Raw genomic sequence first — 17,788 nt, 5'->3', positions numbered from 1 at the left:
ATGCAGATAATTTCTGAGGTTGCGCCACTGCGCGATCACGTCGGCCAGTGGCAAAAAGCGGCCAAGCGTATTGCGTTTGTGCCCACCATGGGAAACTTACATCAAGGCCACTTAACCTTAGTCCGTAAAGCCCGAGAGCAGGGAGATGTGGTGGTGGTTAGTATATTTGTTAATCCCATGCAATTTGATCGCGCTGACGATCTGGCTAACTACCCGCGCACCTTGGATGATGACTTAACCAAGTTGCGTGAAGAAGGTGTCGATCTTGTCTTTACGCCAAGCGTTGATACCCTCTATCCTCACGGCCTTGAGGCACATACAGCGGTTGAGGTACCAAAACTCTCATCCATGCTAGAGGGCGCGTCTCGTCCGGGCCATTTTCGTGGTGTCGCGACCGTGGTGACTAAGTTATTCAACCTCGTACAGCCTAATGTAGCGTGTTTTGGGGAAAAAGATTTCCAGCAGCTTGCTGTCATCCGCAAAATGGTGACAGATATGGCGATGCCGATTGATATTATTGGTGTGCCAACCGTGCGTGAAAGCGATGGCTTAGCCATGAGCTCTCGCAATAACAATTTAACCGTGGATGAGCGCCAGCGTGCCCCTGTGCTCGCAAAAACGATGCGTTGGATGAGTGCGCAAATGCGTAATGGACGGCGTGATCTGGATGATCTGATTGAGGATGCGCACGATCAGCTGCGTGCTGCGGGTCTTCAGCCCGACGAGTTCTACATCCGCGATGCTGACTCGCTAGGAACGATCACTGATAATAGCCGCCAAGCGGTTATTTTGGTGGCCGCTTACCTCGGTACCACACGCTTGATTGATAACTTCATGGTCGATTTACAGCGTGCGGCGGAAAAAGCGGACAAGACAGAGACCGCGAGCCACTAACTGTCTGCATCCATAAAGTACGAAATACGTGTCCTTGGTTTTAAGTACGCTTTCACCTCCTCTGGGAGTTTAGAGATAGGCACGGCTGTGTCTATCTCTATCTCTAGTTCACTATCACGCATGTCAATAATGGTCGCTTGATCCGACGGAATGTCAGGATCATAAATCATCACATTGGGTTTGAGCAGTGCGGTGCTGTTAACTGAAATAATAATACCGACGTCCTCATTAGAGAGCTTGACTACTGTACCGGGTGGGTAGACGCCCATCATTTTGACGAATAATGCTAGCAGACGCGGATTAAACTTCGCTTTATTCTCTTTAAACAAGTGAGACAAAGCCGCAAAGGGCATACGAGCGGGCGCACCAAACTGTGGGCGGCATAAGCGATCGAAAAAGTTAACCATGCCAACAATCTGCGCAGACTCCTCAATCTCATCACCATTCAGACCTTTTGGAAACCCACTGCCATCGGCAAATTCATGATGTTGAGCAATGATAGCCTCGACTTCGGGCGTGCATTCGTCCATCTCTGCTACTAATTCCGCGCCATAGTTCACGTGCTGACGGTAGTAGTTCATTTCAGGGTCGGTTAAACGCTCTTTTTTACGGACAATCGCAGAGGGGACTTTTTTGGTCCCAATGTCATGCAATATCGCGCCTGTCATGAGGGAGCGAATCTGATCGTTGTTATAGCCATGACTGCGTGCCACCATTAAAGCTAAGACGGCAACGTTTAGCGAGTGCGCATACATATCTTCCGCCAATGTCGGATCATCCATCAGATGCAAGGTGACATTCGATTCACTGCCAAATAGCATCATACTATCAACCAGCATACGAACATCCTCGTTGGCTGCCTGAGGGCGGTTTGAGGCTTTCATATTGATAGCACGTAGTTGTGCCATTGAACGCTGATAGTGTTGCTGTACTTTTTGGATCCGAGCATGAAAGCGACGCTGTTCTTCTATGCGCTGTTGTTTTTCTCGCTCCATTGCCTCTTTGTCTCGGCTGACCGCGTTTGGGTCAATTTCATCTGGATTTTCTTTTTTTTCTGCCAGCGTAGGCAAGGGCGCGGCGGTACTTTTATCTGGATAGTAATAAACAAAGCTCGTGGGTAGAGAGCGTATCAGCTTAGCTTGGGCGTCACTCTCGATTTGAAAGCGGTTGAGCATAAAAGGGTGCTCACGCCATTTTAAGGGGAGTTTGATATAAAGACCGGCTTGAAGTCTGTCTGTAGACAGTTTGATGCTAGCTGACATGTGGATACGGCACTCATTCCATGAGATGAGAAATCATGAGAAGAAAGAATTAGCACATAGATTAGCATAAAAAAAAGCCCCACTCGAGAGAGTAGGGCTATTTCTAATATGGTGCCCGGAGGCGGAATAGATCGCGGCCTGCAAGGTGCGGCCTGCAAGGTCACCGGCACGGGTGTCGGTCAAGCATAAAAAAAGCCCCACTCGAGAGAGTAGGGCTATTTCTAATATGGTGCCCGGAGGCGGAATCGAACCACCGACACGGGGATTTTCAATCCCCTGCTCTACCGACTGAGCTATCCGGGCGTTTTACATGTTATAACATGAAAACTTCAAAAAAGCGCTAGCCTTCGGACTAGCGCTTTCTTTAAAAGTGGCTCCCCCAACTGGACTCGAACCAGTGACATACGGATTAACAGTCCGCCGTTCTACCAACTGAACTATGGGGGAATAATGGTGCCTCGAGGCGGAATCGAACCACCGACACGGGGATTTTCAATCCCCTGCTCTACCAACTGAGCTATCGAGGCAATGGTGCCGGCTGCCGGAGTCGAACTGGCGACCTACTGATTACAAGTCAGTTGCTCTACCAACTGAGCTAAGCCGGCACACAAATCGCGAAATACTGTGTGTCACACCATTATTTCATTATATGGTGCCCGGAGGCGGAATCGAACCACCGACACGGGGATTTTCAATCCCCTGCTCTACCGACTGAGCTATCCGGGCTAACGGGGCGCTATTAAACGGATTTTCGGTCTCACCGTCAACTGTTTTTTTGAAAAAAGTCCGGATATCGCATTGTTTGGATAAAAAGACAGCGAAGTGCGATAAAAACACGCAAAAATTCGACCCTTATCGCGGTTTACTGGGGAAGTTGCGCGAAGTCTTTTTGATAGCGTGTGACCTTTTGTAAGTAGCGTCTTGACTCCGAAGAGGGGTGGCGATGGGTTAGCGCCCAGTAGACTTGGTTAGGTTTTAAACGGTTCAGGTCTTGCATTGCACGCTCGCGGTTATTATCAAAGGTCAGTAGCACATTACCGGTGCCGCCGTTATAAGCGGAAATCATACTGTAGTGTAAAGAAAGTGGGTCTCGCACCGCTTTGAGATAGCGATTTTTGAGAATATAGAAATAGGCGGTTCCCATATCAATGTTCTTTTCTGGATCAAAAAGGTACTCAGGTGTGGGCTGGCCACGACGTTTTTTTACCAGTTTGAATACATCGCGTCCCGCCGTTTTCGGGACCACTTGCATCAATCCATAGGCGTTGGCCCAGCTCACAGCATACGGGTTAAAGCTACTCTCGGTTTTAATAATGGCATAAATCAGCTTTTCAGAGATGCCGTAACGTTCAGAGGCACGACGGACAATATCCGCATATTGATAGCTGCGTTGTGCGGCGTGATCCGTCACCATAGGAATAGTGACAAAATACATGTTTTGAAAACGGACCTGTTTTTTCTTTAGCCGCCGGTCAATAAGATAGTCAGCAAAGCGATTGGCGCGCCATTGCCAGGTGATGGCTTTACCTTCGTGATCAACCACTTGCCCTTCGAGAAATGGGCGTCCCGTCAGCGGAACTTTTGCTGCAGAGTAAAGATCCACAGAAGCAGGATCGCGCGGGGTTAATAGGGTGGTGACAATGGCTTGTCTGAGGTGATCTTTCGGATTGTCAGTTGCGACGGTTTCCACTTGGATCACACCGCGTTCAAAGTCGATTCGTGCGCGACTTTTGTAATTATCCGTGTATTTGACGTAGTCACGTTTTCCGGAAACAAAGACTTGATCTTCGCCCCAGCGGACTTCGATTTTGCCAGTAAATTGGCTGATAAGCTGATTCAGGGCGTCGATATCTTTTTCGAATTGCCCTGGAATAGGCGCTAGATTTTTCGCAAACCGGTTAGTCGTTTGGTAATCCACGCCCACATATTTTTCGACGCTCTCTCGGCTGCAGCCGGAGAGCAACGCGCCATAACAGCACACTAACAAACAGAGTATTCGTGTCATTTTTGATTGCATTAGGATAAAAAAATACCCGCATTGAGCGTAACACAATGCGGGTGCGTTGCTGTGGTCAAGCCGCCTAGCTGTGGGCGACACCACGGAATTTACGCTTCGGGTGGCACATAGCCATCGATTTGCACGTCTTTTCCTTCAAACAAAAAATTGACCATTTCTTGTTCAATGATCTTACGATGTTCAGGATCCATCATATTGAGCTTCTTTTCATTGATAAGCATGGTTTGCTTCTTTTGCCATTCCGCCCAGGCTTCTTTGCAAATATTGTCATAAATGCGTTTGCCCAACTCTCCCGGGTAGAGTTGAAAATCGAGTCCATCGGCTTCTTTTTGGAGACGTTGGCAAAATACGGTACGGCTCATAATCTAGGCTCCTTGTCATCGCCGGTTAGAGATTGTTGGCGCTCATGTTCAAGCAAGGTTAACAGCTTTTTCACTGGGGCCGCTAATCCTACTTTTGCAGGTTGTGATAAGTTATACCAAAGCCCTTGGTTGGCTTCCATGATGATTTGCGGTCGCTCAGCCACCGAGACTTTAATCGGTACAATATCTAAGTGAAAGTGACTGAAGGTATGTCTAAACGCGGTTAAGACCTCAGTTTTGACCGGTTTGATATTATGTAGCTTATCGGCAATATCGGCCTCGAGCGTGTGCTCAGCCGCTTCAGGCAAGCACCATAACCCGCCCCAAAGGCCGCTTGGTGGTCGTTGCTCTAACCAGATTTCATCTTGATGCTGGATCAGCAAAAAACTGGTTTGTTTGACCGGTAAGGTTTTTTTCGGTTTTTTGCCAGGAAAATCCATTTGCCGATCTTGAGCGCGTGCCTCGCAGCGGTCGGCAACAGGGCAAAGATCACATTTAGGCTTGCTTCGCGTACAAACCATCGCGCCCATATCCATCATGGCTTGATTGTACTTGTCGGTATCTGTGGTGGGCGTGAGTGTTTCGGCAATCTCCCATAACTTGTTTTCTACCGGCTTTTTACCCGGCCAACCTTCGACGGCAAAACAGCGCGCTAAGGTGCGTTTGACGTTGCCGTCTAAAATGGGGTGCGGTTGACTGAGCGACAAAGAAAGCACGGCGCCGGCGGTTGAGCGGCCGACACCTGGGAGCGCCATGACCTCATCGAGCGTGGTAGGAAATACGCCATCATGGTGGTTGGCAATCACTTGTGCCGCTTTGTGAAGGTTGCGGGCACGGGCGTAATATCCTAACCCCGTCCATAAATGAAGAACTTCATCCTGATCGGCATTCGCTAAGTCGATAACGGTCGGAAACCGTGCCATAAACCGTTCAAAATAAGGGATTACTGTGCTTACTTGGGTCTGTTGCAGCATAATTTCACTGAGCCAGACTTTATATGGCGTTTTGTTTTGCTGCCAAGGTAAGGTTTTACGGCCATATTGCTCATACCAGTTTAAGATGGCATCGGAAAATGATTGACTCACTGTGTTCTCTCTTATTGTTTTGCTCACACGTGCACAAAGGCAGGCCACAGGGTACACTAACGGCAGGGCGTACTAATAGGATCAGCGCGTCCACCTTGCGCTATCGCAAAAACTTTGCATAATGCGCAGTCCGTTTAGATTTCCAACAATCGATGGTGACGGCTACCGGCATCATTACTACTGCATCACAGGCACCCAATCATGACTGAAGTCACTAAAACCGAACTCACCGAGGATGGCAAAGTTATTCGTAAAGTACGCAGTTTTGTGCGTCGCGAAGGCCGTTTAACGAAAGGGCAAGAGCAAGCGCTAAACGAATCCTGGCCTACCATGGGGATTGACTTTGACGCCACTGAGCTTGATTGGCAGCAGGTGTTTGGTAATGATAATCCTGTGGTGTTAGAAATCGGTTTTGGCATGGGTGCCTCTTTGGTTGAAATGGCAAAAAATGTCCCTGAGAAGAACTTTGTGGGTATTGAAGTGCATACCCCTGGTGTAGGCGCCTGTTTAATGGCAGCGCGTGAAGCCGGTGTCACCAATCTGCGTGTGATGTGCCACGATGCGGTCGAAGTGTTTGAGCAAATGTTGCCGAAAGAAAGTTTGGACACGGTGCAACTTTTCTTCCCTGACCCATGGCATAAAAAACGTCACCACAAACGCCGTATTGTGCAGTTACCGTTCGCTGAAATGGTAAGAGACAAGCTAAAAATGGGTGGCGTATTCCACATGGCGACGGACTGGGAAAACTATGCTGAGCACATGATCGAAGTGATGGAAGCGGCGCCTCACTATCAAAATATCGCAAAAGAGGGCTATTATGTTCCTCGTCCTGAAGAGCGCCCGCTGACTAAATTTGAGCAGCGCGGTCAGCGTCTGGGTCATGGTGTATGGGATATCAAATACACACGCACAGCCTAATGTGCTAAGGCGCGACGGCGCAGATAAGTGAAAGCCGAAAGCCAACCTCAGGTTGGCTTTTTTGTCCCCTGTTGTAAAAGGATCCTGTTGGTGAAACCAAGCTCTCAACTGTTAGCGCAAATCCTGGAGGATGTCCGTCCTTTAATGGGTCGCGGTAAGGTGGCTGATTACATTCCAGCTCTTGCGGATGTGCCGAATCATAAACTCGGTATTGCGGTTTGCTACAACGATGGCGACCTGATCACCGCCGGTGACGCGGACGAAGCCTTTTCTATCCAGTCGATTTCTAAAGCGTTAAGCCTGACATTGGCAATGCAAAATTATCGCGCGGAAGAAATATGGACACGGGTTGGTAAAGAGCCCTCTGGCCAGGCTTTTAACTCATTAATCCAGCTTGAGATGGAGCAGGGGATCCCGCGTAATCCGTTTATCAACGCTGGCGCCTTAGTCGTCAGTGATATGCTGCATACGCGTCAATCAGCCCCTCGCCAGCGGATGTTAGAGTTTGTGCGTCAGTTAGCGGGCAACCCCCATCTTTGTTATGACAAGGTGGTTGCGGATTCAGAAATGCAGCACAGTGATCGCAATGCGGCAATTGCTTATCTGATGCGCGCGTTTGGCAATTTTGACAATGAGGTAGTGCCGGTTTTAACTAATTATTTCCACTATTGTGCATTAGAAATGAGTTGTGTTGATTTGGCCAAAGCCTTTTTCTACCTGGCGAATCAAGGAACGCCTTTATCGGGAAAAACGCGGATTTTAACGCCGACGCAAAGCAAGCAAATGAATGCGCTCTTAGCGACGTGTGGCTTGTATGATGGTGCGGGTGAGTTTGCCTACCGTGTTGGTATGCCTGGCAAGTCTGGCGTTGGTGGTGGGATTATTGCAATTGTGCCAGGCGAAATGTCGATTGCCGTGTGGTCGCCAGAACTGGATCCATCGGGTAACTCGTTAGCAGGCACCGCCGCTTTAGAGCTATTATCTGCTCGGATTGGGCGGTCTATTTTCTGATCCTAGCCCCGATACCGGTGAATAAAAAGCCCCGCATGCACGATGAGCGGGGCTTTTTGTTATTAGGCGTAACCGCTATGACTGGGCTATACGCCCTTGGTTAGCCTTGTGCCGCGAGCGTAGCGAAGGCGTGGTCAGCAGCTGCCAGTGTCGCATCAATTTCCTTTTGGCCGTGCGCCAAGCAGGTAAAGCAGGCTTCAAACGCAGACGGTGCGAGATAGATACCTTGCTCGAGCATTAAGTGGAAGAAACGCTTAAAGCGCTCAGTATCGCACTGCTGCACGTCTTTGAAGCAAGTGACTGTGTCTTGGTCCGTAAAGAAAAAACCAAACATTGCACCGGCTTGGTTGGTCGCTAATGGAATACCGTGTTTGTCGGCCAAGGCTTTAAAACCCTCAGCAAGTTGTTTGGTGACACTATTGAGGTAATCATGATTGCCTGGTTGACGTAGTTCACTAAGACACGCGAAGCCAGCTGCCATGGCGACCGGGTTACCGGCCAAGGTGCCCGCCTGATAAACCGGACCGGTCGGTGCTAAGTATTCCATCACATCGCGACGACCACCAAATGCACCTACAGGCATGCCACCACCGACGATTTTACCTAGGGTAGTCAAGTCAGGTTTGACGTCGTAATAGGCTTGTGCGCCGCCAAGTGCCACGCGAAAGCCCGTCATCACCTCATCAAAAATTAGCAGGGCACCAAATTCATCGCATAGCGCGCGTAAACCTTGTAAGAAACCTGGCTGTGGTGGCACACAGTTCATGTTACCGGACACTGGCTCGACAATAATACAAGCCACCTCGTCAGGGTAAGTCTCGAACGTTTGGCGTACCGAGTCTAGATCGTTATAGGTGCAGGTCAGCGTGTGTTTGGCAAAATCTGCCGGTACCCCGGGGGAGTTTGGCTCGCCGAGCGTGAGTGCGCCTGAGCCTGCTTTCACGAGTAAGCAGTCACCATGGCCATGATAGTTGCCTTCAAATTTGATGAACTTATCGCGTTTGCTATAGCCGCGCGCGAGACGAATGGCACTCATGGTCGCTTCGGTGCCAGAGTTCACCATACGCACCATTTCCATGGATGGAACAAGCTCAGCAACCAGTTCTGATAAAGTGGTTTCACTTTCGGTGGGTGCACCAAAACTCAGTCCACGCTGGGCGGCATCAACCACAGCTTCTCGAATGGAGGCGTGGTTATGGCCGAGAATCATTGGGCCCCACGAGCCGACGTAGTCGATGTAAGCTTTGCCGTCGGCATCAAAGATGTACGCGCCGTCAGCACGCTCCATAAAGACAGGGTCACCGCCGACACCGGCAAATGCACGCACGGGAGAATTCACGCCACCGGGAATGGTGCGTCTAGCTTGTTGAAAAAGTTGTGCTGATTTGGTCATGACATATCCTGTTAGGTAAGGCTTCGCCTAAATTGCGTCGGTGTATTTTAACCAAAGATACAGAACACTGGCGAGGTAGAGTATGATTTCATTGCAACAAGTTTGGCAATTAATACGTACTGATCACAATTGCGATCAAGCGCGCAATACTTGAACACTTTACTCAGGTATTAGATAATCCAATACTAAGCACCAAGAGCATGTGAGGTAACAATGAGCGAAGCACCTTTGCCGTTAGAGTTTTCTGAGGCCGCGGCGACCAAGGTAAAGACGCTGATTCAGGAAGAAGAAAACCCAAACCTGAAACTACGCGTCTACATTACCGGTGGTGGCTGTAGCGGCTTCCAGTATGGTTTTACCTTTGACGAAAACGTCAATGAAGGCGATATGGAGATCGAGAAAAGCGGCGTGATGTTGGTAGTGGACCCCATGAGTTTACAGTATTTAATGGGTGGGAAAGTCGACTATACCGAGGGGCTGGAAGGATCGCGCTTTTTCATTGATAACCCGAATGCCACCACCACGTGTGGCTGTGGCGCATCATTTAGCGTCTAATTTTTCGGCTGCGATAAAACGTACGACTTTTCGTTCCATCACAAAAACGGCGCCCTGTAGCGCCGTTTTTTGTCGCAATAGCCTGTTTAACCGCCACGGTTATAATGGTTTAAGTTGCCTACTGTCGCCAGTAGCTGGTTAAATTTGCTCAACTGTGCCATACGAGATTCAGCCAAGCGAACGAATTCTCGCTTGTCTTTACCTTGCAGGGATTTCGCTTCTGGCAATGCGACGGTGCGTGGGTTCTTATGCACACCATTGACCAAGAACTCGTAATGTAAGTGCGCCCCCGTAACACGCCCTGTTGATCCAAGCGTGCCGACGATATCGCCTTGTTTGACGCGCTGGCCGGTTTTCACTTTGCGTTTGGTCAAGTGCAAATACTTAGTGATGTATGTCGAGCTATGGCGGATAAAGACATAATTGCCGTTAAAGCGATTATAAGACGCTTTCATCACGATACCGTCACCAGCCGCTTTGATAGGCGTACCAACCGGTGCGACATAATCGGTGCCGCGATGCGGTTTGACCCGACCCGTCACTGGGTGCAGACGGCGTGGATTAAAGTTTGAACTGACATATCTAAAGTTCACCGGCGAGCGCAAGAAGGCTTTTTTCATCGCTTTACCGGTTGGTGTGTAGTATTTGCCACTCTCTGCTCGCACCGCGGTAAAGGTTTCACCACGGTTGGTGAACGTGGCTGCCAGAATATTACCGCTGCCAATATGTTCACCTTCGACAAACTCCTCTTCATACAAGACGGAAAAACTGTCTCCGTTACGAATATCGAGGGCAAAATCGACATCCCAGCCGAAAATCCCCGCCAGTTGCATGATTTGGTTTGGAGTGAGGCCTGCGCCTGACGCGGCTTGCCAAAAGCTCGATTGAATGGTCGCTCGAGCAAAATTTATCTGGGTATCAACGTGTTTGGTTTCAATGCGAGATTGATAGGTGTCATCGATCTTATTGACGATGAGGGTTTCATTGCTACCTCGTGGCTGAATCAGTTGCACCAGCTCGCCGCTGTCATCAACGCCTAAACGTACTTCATCACCAGGATTCAGATACGCCAAACGCTGGGTATGCTCATCGGCATTCACGAGGCGATAGAGATCAGTTGGGCTCAGGCCCGCGCGGTTAAACAGCAACGCCATACTTTCACCCGGTTGCACCTCATAGGTGGACCAATGGATAGTGCGGCTAAACTGTGCGGGCATTTCATCTTGTGGTGGCAGTAACGAGACGGCATCCACAGGGACAGGGTAGTGCTTACCCGGTTCAAAATTGGGTTGAGGGCGCGGGGTGCTTGGGCCATCAGGCACCAACATTAATAAGACTACGAATGCACTTAATGCACCGATAATGAGTTTATGTAACTTGGGTAAGGCTGCGAGTTTATTTAACGGCATGAAGACTATGTTGAATCACTACGAATAAAGTTATGACAGTCAGACACCCAATCGGTTTTATTGGGGATGATGCCCTGAAGTAGATTTGACACGGCTGACACAAAGACCACACACATTTTTTGATGGCAGCCACTGCGCACACACTGTATACACTCTATCAGTTTAACTGGTTTCAAAAACTGTCGCTATTCGAGTAATATGTCTGTTTATCACATTTTTGCCTATTAGGTAGGAGCAACAGACTATGGCGAGCCTTGAAGCCGCGCTAGCAGAACTAAAACGTGGCGTTGATGAAGTAATCCCGGAAGACGAGCTGGTGGCAAAGCTGAAAGAGGATCGTCCTCTTCGCATTAAGCTCGGTGCCGATCCTACGGCACCGGATATCCACCTCGGTCACACAGTGATCTTAAATAAGCTCCGAGCTTTTCAAGCGCTTGGCCATGAAGTGATTTTTTTGATTGGTGATTATACCGGCATGGTTGGCGACCCGAGTGGTAAAAACACGACGCGCCCGCCATTGACACGTGAGCAGGTACTGGCAAACGCAGAAACCTACAAAGAGCAGGTCTATAAAATTTTAGACCCTGCTAAAACACGTATTGAGTTTAACTCTAAATGGCTGGGCGAATTAGGCACCGATGGCATGATTCGTCTCGCGGCGAGCTCAACCGTGGCGCGTATGCTCGAGCGTGATGACTTTAAAAAGCGTTATACCAGTAACCAAGCGATAGCTATTCATGAGTTTATCTACCCACTCTTGCAAGGCCACGATTCAGTCGCGTTGGAAGCGGACGTTGAGCTGGGCGGGACCGACCAAAAGTTTAACTTGTTAATGGGGCGTGAGCTGCAAAAGCAAGCGGGACAAAAGCCGCAAGTCGTGATGACGATGCCGCTACTAGTCGGGCTTGATGGTGTTAAAAAGATGTCTAAATCGGCCCATAACTACATCGGCGTCAGCGAACGTCCAGATGATATGTTTGGTAAAATCATGTCGATTTCTGACGATCTCATGTGGGATTACTATGAACTGTTGTCATTCCGCCCTCTTGAGGAAGTGGCTCAGTTTAAGCAAGATGTTCAAGCGGGTAAAAACCCTCGTGATATTAAGATCTTGCTGGCGAAAGAAATCATTGCCCGTTTCCATTCAGACGCCGATGCTGACGCGGCCGAGCAAACTTTTATCAATCGTTTCCAAAAAGGGGCGATGCCAGATGAGATGCCAAGCTTTACCTTTGAGCAAGGTATTGCGATTGGTAATTTGCTAAAAGAGGCGGGACTGGTAAATTCCACCTCAGACGCGCTGCGTATGATCCGCCAAGGTGCGGTGAAAATTGACGGCGAAAAAGTGGAAGACACTAAGCTGGTGCCAGCAGCGGGTGAAGCCGTATATCAAGTGGGTAAGCGTAAGTTTGCGCGTGTGACGTTAAGCTAGAGATCCCCTAAAAGGGGACTCTACTTAACGCATAAAGGCATGAGTAGCTGATAACGAAAAGCCCTCGCGTGATTCGCGAGGGCTTTTCTCATGATTTACTGACTAGGTATGCCAAACGCCTTTTAGTGCACGTACCATGTGTTGACCAAGGTAAAACGCCGTTTGTAGGCAGGCTTCGCTAAGTTGGGCATCGTCTGGAGTGTGTGCAGTCACCCCAAGGCTTGTGCCACTTGGGTTAATGTTTTCTACCCCGATATTGGCACGGCCTAGGCTTAGCCACAGCATGTCATGCTGGCTGGCTAAGGTTTGGAAATACTGCAGTGTCTGGGGCTGATCGCCACCTGGGTAGGTGCCTACGGTAAAGCCTGCCGCGTACTTTCCTCGCCAATCTTGTGTTTCCCAGCTTGGGCTGGACGCATCGGCAAAGGCTTTAAATTGTGCGCTTGGCCCACCCATGTAGGTGGGAGCACCAAAGATGATCGCGTCGACCTCTTTGAGTTTTTCAAACAGCTTATCATCGATAAAGCGTCCGTTTTCTATCATTTCTGATGTAATGCGATACACCACTGGCTCGGCATCGCCGGCATGAATGCCTTCTGCGATGGTGGTGGCGAGCGCATGCGTGTGTTCATCTTCAGAGTGATAAATGATGGCGATGCTGATCATAGAGGCTCCTTTATTAGGCTGTTCTCCATGACATTAGGGTGTGCTGCCTAGATTTCAACCACTATTTGCCATATATCACGACACCTTAACACTAATGGCTATCACTATTTATCGAGCGCAAACGGCGGTAAAGATAAATGCCAGCGAATAGCCGCTAAACGGATCAGTAAGGTGGTGAGCATACCGGCGAGCGATGCCGTGACTGTGTCTGGACTCACTTCGATAGCAAGAGTATGGACAATGCCGCCAGCAATACAGGCCGTTGCATACACTTCCGTTCTCAGCACCATAGGCACTTCCCGCGCGAGCACATCACGAATAATGCCACCGCCACAGGCCGTTATGACCCCCATGATCACCGCGACAAGTGGCGATGCACCATAGCTTAGGGCTTTATCCACCCCAATGCCGACAAAGACCGCTAAACCAATCGCATCCGCGCAAGGCAGTACGTACCAAGGTAGACGGCGCGGATGGCGGATCAGCAGCATGGTCGCCACGCAGGTGGCTAATATCACCCAAATATAAAGCGTATCGGTAATCCAAAAGGCTGGTGTGGCGCCCATGGCCATATCTCTGACGGTGCCTCCTCCAATGGCGGTGGCACAGGCCAACACCACCACGCCAAAGGGGTCCATTCTTAAGCGACCGGCGACTAACACCCCTGAAATAGCAAAAACGGCGGTGCCAAATAAATCGAATAAATACAGAATCATGGTTTGTGTCATGCTAGGTCCTATTGCGCGTGACGGACTTTATCGAGGGCGGTACAAATTTGCTCTGCGGCATTCAATGCGCGTGGTGTGGCGCGAGTTAACCAGTCAGGATTCAGTGGCCAGGTAAAACGTTGCGCGTGTTCGGGCACTAATTCAGCCATCGATTGCCAAGATTCTGGCAATGTCGCACCGGTGTAGAACACCGCTTGTGGTAAGCGAGTGATCACCTGTTCCATATTCACTTGCGGATAGGCGGCTGGGCTTTCGGCGAAAATATTTTCCCCGCCGCATAAGCGAAATAACTGACTCGGCCAAGCACGATCACTGGCGGTCATTAAAGGCGTATCGCTGAGTAGATAAAAATAGCGTACAGAGGGTGCGTTCTGATAACGCGCTTTGAGCTGTGCGAGCTTTTTATCAAAGGCTTTTGCGTTGCGTGTGGCGATATCAGACGTCTTACTGTAGCGGCCTAACTCGCGAATAAACTGGCCAATGTCGCTAAGCTGGTTGGGGTTAAGGTAACGAATCTCAAATCCCATCTTAGCGAGAGTTTCTAGCGGTTTAGGCGGATTGCCGCCACGCCAAGCTAAAATTAAATCAGGCTTTAGGGCGATAATGCGTTCTAACTTTATCCCGCGGTAATTGGCCACGCGTTCAAGAGACTTTGCTTGCTCTGGATAATCACTATAGGCGCTGGCTGCGACTAGATGAGGACCAAGTCCTGCGGCATAGGCGAGCTCAGTCGCATGGGGAGCAAGACTGATCACTCGAGGTGACGTGGCATAAGCGCTGAAAGCCAGTCCCCAAAGCGAGATGAGAAACACAGGTCTACATACCAAAAGCAGCACGAGGCGGGCGCGAAAACGAGGCATCAATCCGAGTCCTTAAAGAATAAGAAGCAAAGAGCTTAACGCAAGCCAAATTAAAACACTGTGTTTTAATTTTAAACGCAAAAGCAATAGGTGGTAACACGCCGGGGTGACCCCGTAGCCAATTTTGGTTCTGAGGGTTTTCGTGCCTTGATAGATAGCCGGGCCACCGAGAGATAATTGAAAGCGGCTTCCCGCACAGGCGAGTAGCCAACCCGGTCCTGGCGTGCGCCAACGACGGCCTTGTTGCCAGCAAGCTTTGAGATGCGTCCATGGCGTACGCCCTAGCGCCAACACGAGCGCAAACAGCGACATTGGAATGGTGTCGACTAGGTTGAGTAATCGTGCGGTTGCAAGGCCGAATGGATAATAGGCTAGTCGGCTGGGTGACCAGACGCGATGGAGATGAACCACACTGGTATATAAAAGGGCACCGACGCCACCGGCAAGCGCATAGTAAAAGATCACACAGGCGCCATGCCGAGCCGTGCCGAGGATCAGCGTTTCGGCGCCGGCTTTACCGATGCCGATCAATGACAAGGACTCAGTGTCTCGGTTTACCTGTGTCGCAAGTAATGCACGCGAGGTACCTTTATCATGCTCATCAATGGCCTGCGCGAGTGCGTGTCCAAATTGGTCAATCGGTCGCCACGCTAATGCGAGCCAAAGCAAAATCCCATCAAAGAGTGGACGTGACCAGACGAGCTCACGAGCGGCAATCAATAAAATAGCCAAGGTGCCGCACATCAAGGCCAAGGCGAGACCACCCGCGAGTTTGCGTTGCTGTTTAGGATCGTTATCTTTATTGACTTGGCTCGCCAGCAATACGGCATACTGCTGCCAATATTGAAAAGGAGAGTGCTGGGTTGAGAGCGGCAGTAACCAGTGGATCAGCACCGCCAGCCACAGCGCCCATAAGCTTCCGTGGTTGGCGGCGAATAGTATCCATTGTTGCGGGTTAAGCAAAGCATCCATGATCGTGGTCGGGTTAGTCGTTAATCATCGTCACCATTTTTTCGACCATGGCGGAGGAGCTTTTTGCTGCCAGAGGCAAGAATTCTTCAAAAGACATGGGTGACTCTTTTTCTGCGACCACGTCAGAAATAGCACGTACTACCACAAAAGGTGTTTTGAACTGGGCACAAACTTGCGCAATGGCAGCCGCTTCCATTTCTGCGGCAACGGCTTGGGGGAAGTGAGTGTGGATATGTTGACGATGTGCGTCAGTGTGGACGAAGGTATCTGCGGTACAAATGAGTCCGCGAACCACATGAGTATCAGCGTCGACCGCTTTCTCAGCTAATTGCATTAAGGCTTCATCCGATTCAAATACTGCCGGCTGCTGTGGCACCTGCCCCATTTGATAGCCAAATGCGGTTGCGTCCGCATCGTGATAACCAACCTGAGAAGACACAACGACGTCTCCGACATTGAGCGAGGGCTCAAAAGCACCCGCAGAGCCGGTATTGATCACCCAATCAGGCTGGTGCTGTGAAAGCAACAAGCTGGTGCCAATGGCCGCCGCTACTTTACCAATCCCCGACTGTAACAAAACAATATCATGGCCGTGTAAGGTGCCGGAGTAGAAGGTGCAACCGCCCTCATGGTGCGTCGTTAGGCTGGTTAGCTTGTCGTGCAGTAGAGTGACTTCTTGCTCCATTGCGCCAATAATGCCGATTTTCATGGTTATAATCCTGTTCGCACGTTAATGCCGTTAGTGTACATTAGACAATAAAAAAGTGCCTCCTTTGAGGCACTTCTGATGCTGTCGTTGATCTTAACGCGTTTAAACTTCGAGGTAATCCATGATCCCCTCAGCCGCTTTACGGCCTTCATCGATAGCCGTGACCACTAAGTCGGATCCTCGTACTGCATCCCCGCCGGCGAAGATCCGCGGATTCGTGGTTTGGTATAAGATCTCACCTTTGGCAGGCGCCTGAATCCGTCCTCGTTCGTCTAGTGCGACATCGTAAGGTTCCAACCATTCCATTGCATGAGGCTGAAAACCAAAAGCCATGATCACCGCGTCAGCTTCCAGTATGTGTTCACTGCCTTCAATCGGCTCAGGACGACGGCGGCCGGCGGCATCCGGGGCACCCAATTGGGTTTTCACTACGGTGACGCCGCGGACATTGCCGTTATCGTCCACTTCAATGCCAAGCGGTTGCAGGTTGAACATAAAGTTGACGCCCTCTTCACGCGCATTTTTAACTTCTCGACGTGAACCCGGCATGTTTTCTTCGTCACGGCGATAAGCACAGGTGACGCTAGCGGCTTGTTGGCGAATCGAGGTACGCACACAGTCCATAGCCGTATCCCCGCCACCGAGGACCACAACGCGTTTCCCTGCCATATCGATAAAGTCGGGCGCATGATCCAGATCCATCACTTTATAGGTGTTGGAGACTAAAAAGGGTAGGGCATCAAAGACACCGGGCGCATCTTCATTCGCGAGCCCGGCACGCATGTATTGATAGGTTCCCACACCTAAGAATACCGCGTCGTAGTCATCCACGAGGGTTTGCATCTCAATATCTTTGCCGACTTCGGTGTTGAGGCGGAACTCTACACCCATCTCGGTAAAGACGCGCTGACGATGACGCATGACATCCTTTTCCAGTTTAAAGGAAGGAATGCCAAAGGTAAGCAAACCACCGATCTCAGGATAACGATCAAAGACGACGGGTTTAACGCCATTGCGTACTAACACATCGGCGCATGCCAGACCAGCAGGCCCTGCGCCAATCACGGCCACTTTTTTATCGGTCCACTCGACATGTGACATATCAGGCTTCCAGCCCATTTCAAAGGCTTTATCGGTAATGTATTTTTCGACATTACCGATAGTCACCGCACCAAAATCGTCGTTGAGAGTGCAGTCACCTTCGCACAGACGATCTTGCGGACAGACTCGGCCGCAGACTTCTGGCAAGCTGTTGGTTTGATGTGACAGTTCTACCGCTTCAATAATCCGCCCTTGGTTGGCAAGCTCCAGCCATTGCGGAATGTAGTTGTGTACTGGGCACTTCCATTCGCAATACGGGTTGCCACAATCGAGGCAACGATCTGCTTGGGCCGATACCTCCTTCTCGGTGAAAGGCTCATAGATCTCAACGAACTCAATCTTGCGCGTTTCAATCGCTTTTTTGCGCGGATCAATGCGCTGGACATCAATAAACTGATAGATGTTCTGGCTCAT

Annotated in this window: 17 protein-coding genes and 5 tRNA genes; 5 read left to right on the top strand and 17 right to left on the bottom strand. The window is 50.0% G+C overall.

Going from position 1 to position 17,788, the window contains the following annotated elements; translation table 11 throughout:
* Nucleotides 1-894: a pantoate--beta-alanine ligase gene (gene panC / locus BZG76_RS00930; protein ID WP_077459827.1), complete on the top strand. Its 894-nt coding sequence runs from the start codon at nucleotides 1-3 to the stop codon at nucleotides 892-894.
* On the opposite strand, the gene BZG76_RS00925 is transcribed toward panC, so the two are convergent.
* The 9 genes from BZG76_RS00925 to mutY all read right to left on the bottom strand — a co-directional run bounded on the left by BZG76_RS00925 (nucleotide 891) and on the right by mutY (nucleotide 5,620).
* On the bottom strand, nucleotides 891-2,156 hold the full coding sequence (locus BZG76_RS00925; RefSeq protein ID WP_077459826.1) for an HD-GYP domain-containing protein: 1,266 nt from the start codon (nucleotides 2,154-2,156) through the stop codon (nucleotides 891-893). The genes panC and BZG76_RS00925 overlap by 4 nt on opposite strands.
* A gap of 227 nt (nucleotides 2,157-2,383) precedes the next feature.
* Nucleotides 2,384-2,459 (bottom strand) — tRNA-Phe (locus tag BZG76_RS00920).
* Nucleotides 2,460-2,527: 68 nt separating this feature from the next.
* Nucleotides 2,528-2,603 (bottom strand) — tRNA-Asn (locus BZG76_RS00915).
* 4 nt (nucleotides 2,604-2,607) lie between these two features.
* Nucleotides 2,608-2,683, bottom strand: a tRNA-Phe gene (locus tag BZG76_RS00910).
* 2 nt (nucleotides 2,684-2,685) lie between these two features.
* Nucleotides 2,686-2,761, bottom strand: a tRNA-Thr gene (locus tag BZG76_RS00905).
* A 45-nt stretch (nucleotides 2,762-2,806) separates the two neighbouring features.
* Nucleotides 2,807-2,882 (bottom strand) — tRNA-Phe (locus BZG76_RS00900).
* Between the two features lie 136 nt (nucleotides 2,883-3,018).
* Complete coding sequence (mltC, locus tag BZG76_RS00895) at nucleotides 3,019-4,161, bottom strand: membrane-bound lytic murein transglycosylase MltC (RefSeq protein WP_077459825.1); 1,143 nt, start codon at nucleotides 4,159-4,161, stop codon at nucleotides 3,019-3,021.
* 101 nt (nucleotides 4,162-4,262) lie between these two features.
* On the bottom strand, nucleotides 4,263-4,535 hold the full coding sequence (locus BZG76_RS00890; protein ID WP_021024203.1) for an oxidative damage protection protein: 273 nt from the start codon (nucleotides 4,533-4,535) through the stop codon (nucleotides 4,263-4,265).
* Nucleotides 4,532-5,620: an A/G-specific adenine glycosylase gene (gene mutY / locus BZG76_RS00885; protein ID WP_077459824.1), complete on the bottom strand. Its 1,089-nt coding sequence runs from the start codon at nucleotides 5,618-5,620 to the stop codon at nucleotides 4,532-4,534. Before mutY ends, BZG76_RS00890 begins: the two co-directional genes overlap by 4 nt.
* A gap of 201 nt (nucleotides 5,621-5,821) precedes the next feature.
* Here mutY and trmB point away from each other — a divergent pair, with 201 nt between their 5' ends.
* Nucleotides 5,822-6,538 (top strand): tRNA (guanosine(46)-N7)-methyltransferase TrmB, encoded by a 717-nt coding sequence (trmB, locus tag BZG76_RS00880; RefSeq protein ID WP_077459823.1) that lies wholly within the window; start codon nucleotides 5,822-5,824, stop codon nucleotides 6,536-6,538.
* Nucleotides 6,539-6,628: 90 nt separating this feature from the next.
* The gene (gene glsB / locus BZG76_RS00875; RefSeq protein ID WP_077459822.1) at nucleotides 6,629-7,549 is read left to right on the top strand and encodes a glutaminase B; all 921 of its coding nucleotides are present in this window, start codon (nucleotides 6,629-6,631) and stop codon (nucleotides 7,547-7,549) included.
* A 100-nt stretch (nucleotides 7,550-7,649) separates the two neighbouring features.
* On the opposite strand, the gene hemL is transcribed toward glsB, so the two are convergent.
* Nucleotides 7,650-8,942 carry a glutamate-1-semialdehyde 2,1-aminomutase gene (gene hemL / locus BZG76_RS00870; protein ID WP_077459821.1) on the bottom strand — a complete coding sequence of 431 codons (1,293 nt, stop codon included), beginning with the start codon at nucleotides 8,940-8,942 and terminating at the stop codon, nucleotides 7,650-7,652.
* A gap of 213 nt (nucleotides 8,943-9,155) precedes the next feature.
* Here hemL and erpA point away from each other — a divergent pair, with 213 nt between their 5' ends.
* On the top strand, nucleotides 9,156-9,497 hold the full coding sequence (gene erpA, locus BZG76_RS00865; protein ID WP_021022145.1) for an iron-sulfur cluster insertion protein ErpA: 342 nt from the start codon (nucleotides 9,156-9,158) through the stop codon (nucleotides 9,495-9,497).
* Between the two features lie 86 nt (nucleotides 9,498-9,583).
* Here erpA and BZG76_RS00860 read toward each other — a convergent pair whose 3' ends face one another.
* Nucleotides 9,584-10,906, bottom strand: a complete 1,323-nt coding sequence (locus tag BZG76_RS00860) for a peptidoglycan DD-metalloendopeptidase family protein (RefSeq protein WP_021022144.1) — start codon at nucleotides 10,904-10,906, stop codon at nucleotides 9,584-9,586.
* Nucleotides 10,907-11,150: 244 nt separating this feature from the next.
* Here BZG76_RS00860 and tyrS point away from each other — a divergent pair, with 244 nt between their 5' ends.
* Entirely contained in the window at nucleotides 11,151-12,338 is a 1,188-nt protein-coding gene (tyrS, locus tag BZG76_RS00855; protein ID WP_077459820.1) for a tyrosine--tRNA ligase, read from the top strand.
* 102 nt (nucleotides 12,339-12,440) lie between these two features.
* Here the strand turns inward: tyrS and BZG76_RS00850 are convergent, their stop codons facing one another.
* The 6 genes from BZG76_RS00850 to BZG76_RS00825 form a co-directional block, all read right to left on the bottom strand.
* Nucleotides 12,441-13,004, bottom strand: a complete 564-nt coding sequence (locus BZG76_RS00850; protein WP_021022142.1) for a flavodoxin family protein — start codon at nucleotides 13,002-13,004, stop codon at nucleotides 12,441-12,443.
* Between the two features lie 104 nt (nucleotides 13,005-13,108).
* On the bottom strand, nucleotides 13,109-13,720 hold the full coding sequence (locus BZG76_RS00845) for a TRIC cation channel family protein (protein ID WP_025744819.1): 612 nt from the start codon (nucleotides 13,718-13,720) through the stop codon (nucleotides 13,109-13,111).
* Nucleotides 13,721-13,740: 20 nt separating this feature from the next.
* On the bottom strand, nucleotides 13,741-14,592 hold the full coding sequence (gene btuF, locus BZG76_RS00840) for a vitamin B12 ABC transporter substrate-binding protein BtuF (RefSeq protein WP_077459819.1): 852 nt from the start codon (nucleotides 14,590-14,592) through the stop codon (nucleotides 13,741-13,743).
* A gap of 12 nt (nucleotides 14,593-14,604) precedes the next feature.
* Nucleotides 14,605-15,564, bottom strand: coding sequence for a cobalamin biosynthesis family protein (locus BZG76_RS00835; protein ID WP_077459818.1), 960 nt, complete (start codon nucleotides 15,562-15,564; stop codon nucleotides 14,605-14,607).
* Nucleotides 15,565-15,577: 13 nt separating this feature from the next.
* Entirely contained in the window at nucleotides 15,578-16,273 is a 696-nt protein-coding gene (gene mtnN, locus BZG76_RS00830; protein ID WP_077459817.1) for a 5'-methylthioadenosine/S-adenosylhomocysteine nucleosidase, read from the bottom strand.
* Between the two features lie 102 nt (nucleotides 16,274-16,375).
* Nucleotides 16,376-17,788 (bottom strand): FAD-dependent oxidoreductase, encoded by a 1,413-nt coding sequence (locus BZG76_RS00825; RefSeq protein ID WP_077459816.1) that lies wholly within the window; start codon nucleotides 17,786-17,788, stop codon nucleotides 16,376-16,378.

This window comes from Salinivibrio sp. AR647 (assembly GCF_001995415.1).
In the GTDB taxonomy this organism is placed as follows: domain Bacteria; phylum Pseudomonadota; class Gammaproteobacteria; order Enterobacterales; family Vibrionaceae; genus Salinivibrio; species Salinivibrio costicola.
The sequence above is the reverse complement of the archived record's forward strand: the minus strand, read 5'-3'. Positions and strand labels throughout refer to the sequence as shown.